11 protein-coding genes are annotated in these 12,907 nt (G+C 41.6%); 8 read left to right on the top strand and 3 right to left on the bottom strand.

Going from position 1 to position 12,907, the window contains the following annotated elements:
* Positions 1 to 35 precede the first annotated feature (35 nt).
* Genes aepX through ABFW99_RS07980 form a run of 4 tightly spaced genes read left to right on the top strand, consistent with a single transcriptional unit; the run spans position 36 to position 5,961 of the window.
* A complete protein-coding gene (gene aepX / locus ABFW99_RS07995) occupies positions 36 to 1,328 on the top strand; it encodes a phosphoenolpyruvate mutase (protein ID WP_349354990.1) in 1,293 nt (430 codons plus the stop codon).
* Between the two features lie 8 nt (positions 1,329 to 1,336).
* A complete protein-coding gene (gene aepY, locus ABFW99_RS07990; RefSeq protein WP_349354989.1) occupies positions 1,337 to 2,461 on the top strand; it encodes a phosphonopyruvate decarboxylase in 1,125 nt (374 codons plus the stop codon).
* A 3-nt stretch (positions 2,462 to 2,464) separates the two neighbouring features.
* Positions 2,465 to 3,553, top strand: a complete 1,089-nt coding sequence (locus ABFW99_RS07985) for a 2-aminoethylphosphonate--pyruvate transaminase (RefSeq protein WP_349354988.1) — start codon at positions 2,465 to 2,467, stop codon at positions 3,551 to 3,553.
* The gene (locus ABFW99_RS07980; protein WP_349354987.1) at positions 3,550 to 5,961 is read left to right on the top strand and encodes a hypothetical protein; all 2,412 of its coding nucleotides are present in this window, start codon (positions 3,550 to 3,552) and stop codon (positions 5,959 to 5,961) included. The genes ABFW99_RS07985 and ABFW99_RS07980 overlap by 4 nt, the downstream gene beginning before the upstream one ends.
* On the opposite strand, the gene ABFW99_RS07975 is transcribed toward ABFW99_RS07980, so the two are convergent.
* Together ABFW99_RS07975 and ABFW99_RS07970 are read right to left on the bottom strand one after the other, a co-directional pair.
* Entirely contained in the window at positions 5,921 to 6,871 is a 951-nt protein-coding gene (locus tag ABFW99_RS07975; protein WP_349354986.1) for a CDP-alcohol phosphatidyltransferase family protein, read from the bottom strand. The genes ABFW99_RS07980 and ABFW99_RS07975 overlap by 41 nt on opposite strands.
* 6 nt (positions 6,872 to 6,877) lie before the next feature.
* A complete protein-coding gene (locus tag ABFW99_RS07970) occupies positions 6,878 to 7,870 on the bottom strand; it encodes a phospholipase D-like domain-containing protein (RefSeq protein ID WP_349354985.1) in 993 nt (330 codons plus the stop codon).
* Positions 7,871 to 7,892: 22 nt separating this feature from the next.
* Between ABFW99_RS07970 and ABFW99_RS07965 the strand changes: the two genes are divergently transcribed.
* Both ABFW99_RS07965 and ABFW99_RS07960 read left to right on the top strand, forming a co-directional pair.
* Positions 7,893 to 9,035, top strand: a complete 1,143-nt coding sequence (locus tag ABFW99_RS07965; RefSeq protein ID WP_349354984.1) for a glycosyltransferase family 4 protein — start codon at positions 7,893 to 7,895, stop codon at positions 9,033 to 9,035.
* A 1-nt stretch (position 9,036) separates the two neighbouring features.
* Positions 9,037 to 9,762 (top strand): NTP transferase domain-containing protein, encoded by a 726-nt coding sequence (locus ABFW99_RS07960; protein ID WP_440707465.1) that lies wholly within the window; start codon positions 9,037 to 9,039, stop codon positions 9,760 to 9,762.
* A gap of 1 nt (position 9,763) precedes the next feature.
* Here the strand turns inward: ABFW99_RS07960 and ABFW99_RS07955 are convergent, their stop codons facing one another.
* Positions 9,764 to 10,294, bottom strand: coding sequence for a hypothetical protein (locus tag ABFW99_RS07955; RefSeq protein ID WP_349354982.1), 531 nt, complete (start codon positions 10,292 to 10,294; stop codon positions 9,764 to 9,766).
* 92 nt (positions 10,295 to 10,386) lie between these two features.
* Between ABFW99_RS07955 and ABFW99_RS07950 the strand changes: the two genes are divergently transcribed.
* Both ABFW99_RS07950 and ABFW99_RS07945 read left to right on the top strand, forming a co-directional pair.
* A complete protein-coding gene (locus tag ABFW99_RS07950) occupies positions 10,387 to 11,283 on the top strand; it encodes a stealth family protein (RefSeq protein WP_349354981.1) in 897 nt (298 codons plus the stop codon).
* A gap of 3 nt (positions 11,284 to 11,286) precedes the next feature.
* On the top strand, positions 11,287 to 12,906 hold the full coding sequence (locus ABFW99_RS07945; protein WP_349354980.1) for a cyclic peptide export ABC transporter: 1,620 nt from the start codon (positions 11,287 to 11,289) through the stop codon (positions 12,904 to 12,906).
* The last annotated feature ends 1 nt before the right edge of the window (position 12,907 follow it).

Genomic DNA, 12,907 nt, shown 5'->3' with positions numbered 1-12,907 from the left:
GCTTCATCGAATTTTAAATACCAAAACAGCTGTACATGAAGCAAGTATATGTAGGGATGGGTACCGATATTATCCATCATGGCCACATAAATATTATTGAGAAAGCAAGGGAGTTGGGGGAAGTAACCGTTGGCTTACTGTCGGATGAAGCGGTAACAAAATTCAGCCGAATACCTTTTCTGGAATATGAAGAACGCAAGCGTATCCTGGAGAACATAAAGGGAGTAAATAAAGTGATCCTCCAGAAAACACTGGATTATGAAGAAAACCTGCGGAAGCTTAAACCCGACTACGTTGTTCATGGCACAGATTGGAAAGTAGGCCCTCAAAAACACGTCCGCCAAAAGGTGATAAAGATATTGGACGAATGGGGAGGTAAGCTGATAGAACCCGATTATACCGATGGAATTTCCTCTTCAGGGTTGAGGGAAGCATTGCGTGAAATTGGCACTACGCCTGATATCCGGCGAAAGATGCTGCGCCGTCTTCTCTCAGCAAAACCTATTGTACGGGTGATGGAAGCGCATAATGGCATTTCCAGCCTGATTGTTGAAGAAACCAACGTTGAAGCAGAAGGAGAACTCAGGGAGTTTGATGCCATCTGGGTAAGCAGCCTCACCGACTCTACCGCCAAAGGGAAACCCGACACCGAATACGTTGACCGTACCTCACGGATTCAAACCATAAACGATATTCTTGATGTAACCACCAAGCCCATTATTCTGGACGGGGACACCGGCGGACCCATTGAGCATTTCGAGCTGATGGTAAAGAATATGGAACGGTTGGGTGTTTCTGCTGTGATTATTGAGGATAAATCCGGCCTGAAAAGAAACTCCCTTTTCGGAACAGAAGTTAAGCAGGAACTGGAAGATATTGATGTGTTCTGCGAAAAGATTTCAAACGCCAAAAAAGCCCAGGTTACTTCTGACTTCATGATCATTTCACGCATAGAGAGCCTGATAGCCAATGCAGGTATGGATGAAGCCCTGAAACGCGCCAAAGCCTATATTGAAGCCGGCACGGATGGAATCATGATTCACAGCCGGAAGAAAGACGGAAAAGAGATCTTCGAGTTCATGAAAGAGTATCAGAAATTTGACTATAAGGTTCCGGCCATCTCGGTTCCCTCTTCATACAACCAGTTTACCGAGCAGGAGCTGATTGATGCAGGTTTTAACGTTGTGATTTACGCCAATCATCTTTTACGCAGCGCCTTTCCGGCGATGAAAAGAACGGCCGAATCTATTCTAACTCATAAACGCTCGCTGGAAGCCGATGAATACTGTATGTCTATTAAAGACATCCTGGACATCCTTCCAAACTGACCCAACTTATGCTAAAACCTGCTTTTTTATATGATCAGCTGGAAAAACAAGGCATCGAGTTTATGCTCGGGGTTCCTGATTCTCTGTTAAAGCATTTTGGGTCCTATGCCTTTGATAAGGGAAACACCCTGATTGCGGCCAACGAAGGCGGAGCATTGGCCATTGCCTCCGGCTATCATCTTGCAACGGGAAACGTACCGTTGATTTACCTCCAGAATTCAGGCTTTGGAAATATCGTTAACCCACTTACCTCCTTAACCGATGAGGAGGTTTATTCCATTCCTGTTTTGATTATGGTGGGCTGGAGAGGTCAGCCGGGAACCGATGACGAACCCCAACACATCAAGCCCGGAAAAACGCAGGAAGAACAGTTAAAAGCTCTGGACATACCCTACACTATTTTAAGCAGCGATGAACAACAGGTAAAGAGTCAGCTGGGTGTAGCCTTTGATACCATAAAGAAAAACTCTTCTCCCTATGTGCTTTTGGTTCCTCCCAATACTTTTGAGGAACATCCATTTCAGGGGGATTCAGAAAACAACTCTTACTCTTTAAAACGTGAGGAAGTTCTTGATCAACTTGTTAAGAAGTTTGGAGAAAAGGATATCGTGGTATCCACAACCGGAAAAACGTCGCGGGAGCTTTTTGAGCTGAGGGAGAAACACGGCCTTGGTCACCATCGCGACTTCCTGACGGTAGGCAGTATGGGACATACATCGCAGATAGCATTAGGGATTGCTTTGCAGAAGAAGAAGCGGAGGGTATTTTGTATTGATGGTGACGGAGCTATGATTATGCATATGGGAGCGCTGGCTATTATCGGAGAGCAACAACCTTCGAACTTTTATCATATTCTGATTAATAATGGTGCCCATGAGTCTGTCGGAGGGCAGCCCACAGCCGGCTTCCATATCGATTTCGGGAAGATCGCTGAAGGATGCCGATACAAAAAAACGTTTCGGGTACGTGACCTATCGTCGTTAGATAGCACATTCGATAAATTTCTGAATGCCGAAGGGCCGGTTTTGTTAGAGATAATGACTAAGACCGGAGCCCGGGCTGACTTAGGCCGCCCCACCCTTTCCCCTACAGAGAACAAGAAAAATTTCATGCAATTTCTTACCGAGGATTGACCCATGCAGGAACTTGAACGCAAAATCTTATTGAATCCCGGCCCCGGAACCACCTCCCAAAGCACGAAGGAAGCCCTGGTAGTGAATGATATTTGTCCACGTGAAGGAGAATTCGGGCAGGTCATGAATGAGATTGTGGATGGCCTTTTAGAAATCGGAAAAGGACAGGATGATTACGAAGCCTGTCTTTTTGCTTCAAGTGGAACAGGGGCTGTCGAATCCATTCTGACTTCCGCTCTTAATGCCTCAACAAAAGCACTCATTGTGACTAATGGGGCCTACGGCATCCGGATGAAGCAAATTTGTGAGTCTTATCAATTACCTCATGAAACCATTCATGAGTTTGGCGATTACCCCGATGTGAACGCCCTCAGAGAGCGATTAATGGAAGGCGGCTTTACCCACCTGGCTGTCATCCACCACGAAACTTCTACCGGTATGATGAATCCGCTGGAAGAAATTTGTGAGCTTTGTGATGAACTGGATATCACCCTGATCGTAGATGCCATGAGTTCATATGGGGCTTACCCGATTGACCTGAAGAAACTAAACATTGATTACCTCGCGGCTTCCTCCAATAAATGTATTCATGGAATTGCCGGGCTATCGTTTGTGATATTCAATAATGAGCAGATAGACGTTCTCGGGAAAAGCTCCGGCAACTTCTATTTTGATTTGTACAAACAATGGAAGTATCTGAAGGAAAAAAATCAGTTACGTTTCACCCCTCCGGTACAGGTTTGTTATGCTTTCAAACAAGCCATTAAAGAAACGCTAAAAGAAACCCCGGAAAAAAGATATCAGCGTTATCAACAAAACTGGCACATTCTATACGATGGGTTAAAAGAGCTTGGGTTTGAATTTTACCTTCCCGACGAACAGCAATCCAAAATCCTGGTTGCCATAAAGCGCACCGGAATTTTAACAAAGGGCTTTGATCATTTTCATGATGCTTTGTATGAAAAAAACATCACCGTTTACCCGGGGGTAATTCCGGAAACAGATACTTTTCGAATGGCGGTTATCGGCGATTTATACGAAAAAGACCTTCAGTATGTAATTGCCGAGATTCGATCATACCTGAATAGATGATGAGTTCTGGAAATACACGAAACATACTGCTTGCCCTTGTAATCGGTTACCTCATATCCTTTGGCTTTCTGTCCTATAGAGCTTTAAACCTTCAGTTTAACGGTGAACTGATTGCCTTGCTTCCCGATAACAACAATCACCTTTCCACATATGAAAAGCTTGAACAGCTCAATTCAACGGAAGGAGGATTTTCGCTCATGATTCGTTCTACGGACGACGAACCGGTTATTGAACCAGCGCACGCTATTCGGGATGCACTTCTGAAGCTTGAAGCAAATGACAAACCTATTTTCCGGGGAGCTGAGTTAGAGAATGATTTGTATGATATCCGCGAATCTGCGTTGTTCCTGATGACGGAAGATGAGCTTGACCAGCTTTATGAAGAAGTAGATGAATACATTACCCAGAAGAAACTGGAAGCCAACCCTCTGTACGTAAACTTTGATGAAAGTGCAGAAGATTCGGAACCTGAATTAGGATTAGGGGTCCTGTCTTCTGTGCTGCTCGAAGAAATAGCAAATACCCGTCGCTATAAAATCAATGCAGACAGTTCGGTAATCAGCATGTTATTTTTGCCGGACTTTCCGAAAAGTGATTATACCAATGTAGAGCAAACATACCAGCTGTTGCTACAAAAAAAGGCTGAAATTGAGCAAAATTATTCGGGTCTGGAATTATTTTGGGGCGGCTCTTACGTCGACCACTATCACAAAATTAATGACGTTCAGGCCTCTATTACCAAAGCACTGGTAATCGGAATACTCAGCCTTGTCGGCTTTCTTGTGGCTTATATGATCCTCATCAACCGGAGATCAGGATATAAGGCCCGATACATCCTTGCCGATTTAGGGTTAATGTTCTTCGTGTTATTTTCAGGGTTTATCATTTCCATTGGGCTGTCTTCACTTTTGTTTAATGAAATCAATGTATTTACCGGAATTATCTTCAGCATTTTGTTCGGCATTAACCTGGACTATATTCTGCACCTGTACTCAGCAAATAAGCAGCATCCACCAAGCCTTACCTCCATTCGCCGGTTAGTATCGTCCTACTTCTTTTCTACCCGCCCCATTCTTTTAAGCTGCCTGACAACCGGACTCGCGATTATGAGCCTGATTTTTGCAGAGTTCAATGGATTCATCCAATTCGGCATCATTTTCTTTATCAATATTTTGGTAAACCTCTTTTCCACCTATCTGTTTTTACTGTTTTCTCCTTCAGTTTCTAAAAAAACTTCCGAAGAACCAGACTCGGTCAGCTTATTGGACAGGTCGTTACCCCAATTCAGCCGGCGCACACGATCTTTTGTGCTTCCTTTAGTCTTCACTGTGATTGCTATTGGAGCCTTTTTCGGAGCTCAATCCCTAAGCTTCAACTTTAATTTTTCTGACCTTGAACCCGATTCCGGCCCTTCTGCTTTCGATGCGTTTAATTCAGAAACTGAAGAAAGTGGTAGTTACCACGACCCGTCTTACTTCATCACCGATAACATTCAGCAATCCAAAGCTTTATTCCATGAAATTAAGGATGGCATTGGAACCGAGTATAAAGACATTGAGCGCGTTGAATCTTTCTCTACCCGCTATCCCACGAATAAGACAGAACTGGATTTTAAATCCGGCAAGGTTGAGGCTATTCGGGAACTGATAAATAAAAATGAGGAGTTTCTGGTAAACCTGGATTCGGAAGAACAGGAAGTCATCAATATTGTTGAAAATACGGTTCCGCCCACCGTTGAAACCCTTCCCAATTATATTAAAAATCGGTTCTTCTTTAAAGATGGAAGCATGGCACCCCTTGTAATCATCTACCCTGCCATGAGTTTATCAAACGGGCAAACATCCATACAGTTTAGAAAAAGCTCCGGTTCCATAAGCATCGATTCCGGAGAAACATTTTATGCGGCAAGTACTTATATCATTGCATCCAGTATTTTAGAACTGTTGATTCGGGAATCTGCTTTTCTCTTTGTTGCACCTCTTCTTACCATTTTTGGCATTCTCCTGATCTATTACCGATCGGTTTTACCCACCCTGATGGCTGCAGCACCATTGCTGATGACCATTGGGATGCTGCTGACCATGCGCTCAATATTCCCTTTCGACATCAACCTGTATAATGTCATTGTATTTCCCATTATTATCGGGGTTGGGGCCGACAATGGAATTCACATGGTCGACTCGTGGATCAGAAATAACTCAGGGTTCTTGCCCTATTTTCTATCGGAGCGGTTTCCTGTATTAGCAGCCTGCTCAGTGACGACCATCTTAGGTTTTATAGGGCTCATGTTTATAGATCATCCCGGAATGGAATCAGTAGGCATACTTGCCATAGCGGGGATTACCACAACGTTACTGGCCACCTATTTTACTGCACTACTTCTGCAGACGTATGTTCTAAAGAAGTAAGTTCCCAATCTTCAATCTCTTTTAAGATGCGCTGATCTACCTGGTTTTGCTTCTTACCAACTAAAAGATAAAGCCCGTAAGAGGCGATATTCGCAATTAGGTAGATGTCGATACGCCCAAACAAACTGGAAACCAAAATTCCATTTCGCATTACATTAGAACCACACACCCAGGCCCAGCATGCCAGCATTTTGCGACAGTTTTTCTCATAAATTTCTTTAAACTCCTGAGGATATTTAGATCTTGCCTCATCAAAGATCTCATCGACTTTGTCGCTTCGAAATTTGAGCTTTTTCTGCCTTTTTACATAATCGATAAGAACAGGGTAGGTGAGGCGGCGGGACAAAGTTGAGGTTCTGTCAAAATTCTCCTGATAATATTTAACTGATTTATTCCTTTGCTTGGAATCAGAAAGAGAAAAGTAAAGAAACTCGCCTTTATAGTATTCATATATGTTGGATTTAATACTGTGCACTAACCCTGAGGTTAACCCTATTATCCAGACACCCGCCCAGGTATATTGATCCATAAAAAAATGCATCCCGGCAACATAGCAACTTATGAAAACAAGCATATCATTGAAAAAATCAAAATACCTCCCCATTTCTGAATGCTGGTTATACAACCGTGCAGCTTGTCCGTCAGCACTATCCATCAATCCGGCAAAAGTCACCAAAACAAACGCAATGGAGGTGTACCACAAAACATCCTGCCAATACAGTAATACCCCGCCGGTTACTCCAATCAGCATCCCCAAAACAGAAATATTGGTAGGCGTAAATCTTAGCTTATGAAAAAATTTGGCAAGCACGTACCCGCAGGGGCGACTGAAATAAAGATCATAACCTTCCTCAACAATTCTATTCTTAATCGATTTATCGTACTCGCTGAAAAAACCCTTCGAAGACATCTATGGTTATTTATTTATTAACTGTGTGGTAAATGAAGTTAGTTGTTTTATCAGTTCAGGATTTTTATTCACCATTACCACTTCTTTTTCAAAAAAGTAACTGATTACATCAAAATTTGAAGACCCGTACACAGCTACTTTGTCATCTAAAATAAGCATTTTTGCGTGAATCATTTTCCCTGATACGTATTTAAAATTTACTTGCGAGTACCGGCTTAATCCATGTATTAAGTGCATCAGGGGTTTATTATTGCTTTTGGGAAGAATCACCTGGTTGTCTGGCACTGCAGCTATGGCATCCAGCAAAGGGTAAGAGATATAGGGTGAGAGGGCCAATACTTTTTTGCTTGATTCCACACGATCCAATAATTCTGTGTAAGCCGACCTTGTCTTCCATCCATTGAATAAATAGAGAGTGGTACCCGAATCAATTTCTTTGACCGCCGGTGGTTTTGTCTCATTCAGGTCTGCCTGGAACGAGACCAAAAGCGCTTCAGCGATATCAGGATTTGTATGGCGCACCATCGTATCGCTCCATTCAAAATTATGCTCGGTAAAATTCATCCCTCCCAAATAAGATATTTCCTTATCGATAATCACCATTTTTTTATGATTCCGGGCCGGATACCGATGCATCAGAAAGCCCATGGGGCTGGTAAATTTTATTTTGATTCCAGAACCCTTCGCCTGATCAAGCAGTCCTTCTAATGCGTTTCTCTCGATACGTGCATTATTTTTATTCATCCAACCCTGGGGTGCATTCAGGAAGGTATCATTCACTACATGACGTGAGTAATCGTCAATCAACAAAGTACGTTCTAAGGTTGGCTTGCTGCCAAGCAATTCAATAAGTTTGGTGCCAACCCGATCGGCCTCAAAACTCATGCACTGGATACGAACCGAATGCCTGGCATTTTGAACATCGGCGGTAAGCTGCTCAAAAAAATGGTCGCTATCCATAAATACGTGGATATCATTGGCAGCGTAATTTGTACACATATATTATCGACGCGTTTTAAGTATGAATATCATTCAGGTGTGCCCTTACGATTTATCAATTCCCGGAGGGGTACAGACCCATGTTACGCAATTAAGTAACGAATTGGTGAGGAAAAATAACAAGGTGGTCGTTTTTGCGCCATCGCCATCCAATCCTGGTTCGGAAAGTGAGGTTAATTGTGAAATAAAGCATCTAACAAGCAGTACACGCATACCATGGTGGGGAACTTCCATCGATGTATCGGTGCTAAAGCCGAATGAAAAAAGTCAGATTCTCCAATTCTTTGATGAATTCAAGCCGGATATCATACACTTTCATACCATCTGGAACCCGGTAATGCAAACCCAACTACTGTGGATGCTACCCAGTTCTGTAAAAAAAGTCGGCACCTTTCACGATACCCCGCCAGACCGTGGCCTTGGAAAATACATTGGTGCCAACCTGATGAAAGCGGGCGCTAAATACTACCTCCCCAAAATGGATGAGATTATTTCCGTATCCGAAACGCAGACAAAAGCAATGGGCGCTGACCCGAATAGCCTGCCTGACAATTTCAGAATTTTGCCAAACGGAATTGATGCCGAATCAGCCAAAACCATAGAAAAGGAGTCAAACCCTGATGACGAATTTCGGATGATATTTATCGGCCGATTTGAAAACAGAAAAGGTGTTTTTGAATTGCTTGAAATCTACCGAAGATTGCAATCTGAAATGCTAACTAAGAAAATTTCGCTGAAATTAATTGGGAATGGACCTCAATATTCCGAAATGAACGGCTTTATTAATGAACACAGTTTGGATGGAGTAACTATTCATAAGGATGTAAATGATCAGGAAAAGAACCGGTTGCTGCTGAATTCGGACCTTATGATTGCCCCTGCACTGTATGGGGAAAGTTTTGGGATTGTGCTACTGGAGGCCATGGCGCTCGGTGTCAGGGTTATTGGTTATGGGAATGAGGGATACCTGACCATTGGCGAGAAATATGGCATTGAGAACTTCCCTTCTCCGGGAAACAGGGATGCTCTTTTCGCGTTGGTAAAACAGCATATAAAGATGTCCGCTGAAGCAGTCAAAAAACTAACCAGTAAAGGACTCGACATTGCCGCTGAACACGACTGGAAATTGATTGCCCAAAAAATTGAATACATCTATTCACGGTAAAATGGAAATTAAAACAGCGATCATATTAGCAGCCGGTAAAGGAACGCGACTCAGAAGTGTGACCGGAAACGAAATCCCGAAGCCATTAACTCCGTTAAAGGGACAGCCCATCATTGAATACTCGATAGAAGCTTTAAAAAAGGCGGGAGTTCAAAAGATTCTAATCGGTTGCGGACACTTGCTAGAGAGCTTTCACTATCTTGAGAAAAAGTATGATGAAGTAAAGATCGTTGAGAACCCATTTTATGACGAACGCGCCAGCATTTACACCTTGCTGATGTTTGACTCTCTGGTAGACGAACCCTTCTATGTATTGGAAGCCGATATTTTGTACGACCCCGCCATTTTTAAACGGTTCACCCCGACAGATAACAATCAGAATCTAATTCTCACCTCTGCGCCTCTGAATCTGGACGACAATGTGTATTTCAGTTCTGAGGCGGGCCGGCTGACCAAGCTCACAAAAAATGCCAGGAAAATAGTTGATCCTGAAGGAGTAATGACAGGAATATGGGCTTTTTCCGCAGGGTTTATGAATCGATTTACCAGATTCTGTGAACAGATTGAAATCGATTACAGCGAGGATTACGAAGTGTTGTTGGCAAACTACTCATCGGAACAAGAGCCGATTAATATTGCTCATTTCCCCGAGCTGAACTGGTGTGAAATTGACAATGAAGAACACCTTGAATACGCACTGAATGAGGTATTACCTCTCATTATCTAATCTAAGCTTCTTCCCAATAACCTGTAACCGGATTTCGAATAGCATCTTTATCCAAACAGCTGTAAATGGTTTTTAGATATGCTTCCGGGTTGTTGGGCATACGGGTTTGTACCCCCTTAACTTCGAAATCACTAACCGGAAAAACCTGATCTTTATGATGGGGCGCATTATAGTTTTCCCACTCCGTTTTTTCCGTACTGAATAATTGGTCTCCTTCCTCTTTATAAAAATAGATGTCAGCATCAAAGCCCTTATAACTCATATACAGTTTGGGACCATTATGCCGGTTAGAGGTATCATGCATAGTAAGCTCCACAGGCAGCTTATCCAGATTATCCAAAATATAGGGATAGTGTTTTTCATGGCAACCATAATCGATATCAATATCGTGTGCAATGATATCATTGTCCCTGTAAAAGCCCAGCAAAGTGCCGAAATCAACCCAATAATCTACTTTTATATCCTGCAAAAACCGGTTGGAAGACTCGAACAGCTCCCAAAGTATTTGTTGCCTTAAGTCTCCGTTATTCATTCTCGTATGAACTAATCTTTGAGTATATTCCCACAGTCGTCTGAAATGGTAATTTATGGGGTTTAGCAAAAAGTCCTCCTTAAAATCACTGAATGAATTTTGATGTAGTATATACGTGGGTGAACGGGGCAGATCAAGAGTATACAAAGACCCGGAATGCCTATGCGTCCAAAAAAAAAGATACCAATCCCGAGCGATATCGAGACACTTTTCAAATGATAAAGTACAGCTTACGTTCGCTTGAAAAGTACTTTAACACCTTTAACAAGATATACATTTTAACGGCAAGACCACAGGTTCCCGATTGGCTTGATTTAGATAATGATCGGGTTGAGTTAGTGCACCACGACCAGGTAATTCCTGAACAATACCTCCCTACTTTCAACTCGAATGTTATTGAGAGTTTTCTTCACAATATTCCGGGTTTAAGTCAGGATTTTCTATATATGAACGATGATTTCCTATTTGGTGCTCCTGTTACCCTTAGTTCGTTCTATAAAGATAATCACTATCGCATCTTCAATACTTTTTTTGGAGAGAACCTGAAATGGAGGATTCATGACGGATATAAAGACATTATCGGATTGGGTATCATTGAGCACCAACCTATTATGATTAATAAGGACTACTGGGAAGAAGCCTTCTCCTTATTTCCCCAACAAACCGAGAACACCCGTCATCATAAATTTCGGAATGACCGTGATTTATTTCCTATGAAGCTATATCGGTATCATATGCTGAAACATCACCGTGACGAATCGGACCCTGTATGGATCACCGAACTAATTAAAATCTTCAGATTTCATAAATTGACCAACAACTTCCAAAAACAACAATCCTTTTTTAAAAAAATGAAAAGAAAAAGCCCGGATTTTTATTGTCTTAATGACGACCTCCGCGGCAACCCAAACCCAAAAGTTGTAGAATTGGTAAAGGGATTTCTGGACCAGAAATATCCGGCGCCTTCTTCGTTTGAAAAACAGGGATAAATCATGAAGCTAATAGGTCTCTTGATAAAGGCTTCTACTCCGCTCTTTTTGGTGGCGGCCGTTTCAAGTTTATTATCCGGTTTATTTTCAACACTGGTTATAAAAGAGATTCATTCAGTAATAAATGGCGAAAACTTATCACTTGAGTCTTTTGTATGGGTGTTTAGTAGTTACATTTTGGCTTTTTTAATTTTTTCGGTGATTGCCTCAATTAGTATTTCCCATTTGACCAAAAAAATTGTCCACAACCTTAGGGTTGACCTCACCAATAGCATTATAAAAGCCAACTACAGTCACCTGGAAAACTTAAAAGCCAAGTTGTTACCTGTACTTACTGAAGATATTTCTACAATTGGAGTTGTCATAGAAAGGCTTCCCAGTGTTGCTAATGGAATAGCAATGGTTTTTGGGCTTTTAATTTACATGGTTTGGTTATCCCCGCCGCTTTCTGGGCTGACATTGTTGGCATTTGTTCTGATTATAGTAATTAACAAAGTAACATTGAGTTTTATAGCAAAGTATTCAAAGCTTTCAAGGGAATATACTAACCGGATATATGAAGCATTTGAAGGGCTGGTTTATGGATTGAAGTCTCTAAAAGTAAATTCAAAGTTCAGAAATTCTTATATCACCAAAAAGATTATTCCGGGTAGTATTAAGCAGATGAAATACTACTTCTACCATAATGTACTTAATGCTTTCACAAACAGAATGAATGATATTGTTCTGTTTATCTTCTTGGGCGCAGTTATCGTACTTATTCTGCTTTTCGATTTTGTAACAATGGATTTCTTCAATAAATACCTGACGTTAATCTTATTCATGTTGGCCCCACTTTCTACTATCAGTGGCTTTTTTAGCACTATGAAAAAAATAGAGGCTGCTGTGCTTCAGATTGATCAGCTTGGTATTGATGTAAACAAAGAAGTGGAGTTAAAAGACATTAACTCGGTTGAACCGCTAAATTTCGAAATAACCAATGAGCACAGCATTAGGCTTGAAAACCTTGTTTATCTACATCAAGATGAGGATAATCCATTTCAGTTAGGACCTTTGAATGTTAGTATCGAAAGAGAGAAAATCACGTTCATTACAGGAGGGAATGGCTCAGGAAAAACAACTTTGATAAAAGTAATCTGCGGACTCTATCAACTTGATGAAGGGAAAATTTTCTATCGCGGCCTCCCAGTAAATAAACAGAATTTGTCCGCATATCGGGATTTATTTGGTGTTGTATTTACAGACAGTTTTGTGTTTGATCACTTTGAACATATTCCCAAGAAGACAATCAACTCAAAAGCCTCTGAATATTTAAATCTGCTGGGCTTGAGTAATAAAGTATATATCCGAGAAGGGAAGCTGTCCTCTGTTAACCTTTCTGAAGGACAGAAGAAGCGAGTCGTCTTATTGAAGTCTTTACTTGAGGACAAAGAGATATACGTATTTGATGAATGGGCTGCTTATCAGGATCAAAAATCTAAAGAATTATTTTTCTATACAATTCTTCCTTATTTAAAAGATCAAGGTAAAACCGTTATTAACATTTCGCACGACTCTGGCTTTGAGAATGTGGCCGATCAGACGATACATATGAGATATGGAAAGATCGATTACACTTCTTGAA

Origin of the sequence: Gracilimonas sp. BCB1, assembly GCF_040117685.2 — a bacterium.
In the GTDB taxonomy this organism is placed as follows: Bacteria; Bacteroidota; Rhodothermia; order Balneolales; family Balneolaceae; genus Gracilimonas.
This window is presented reverse-complemented; position numbering and strand designations above follow the sequence as displayed.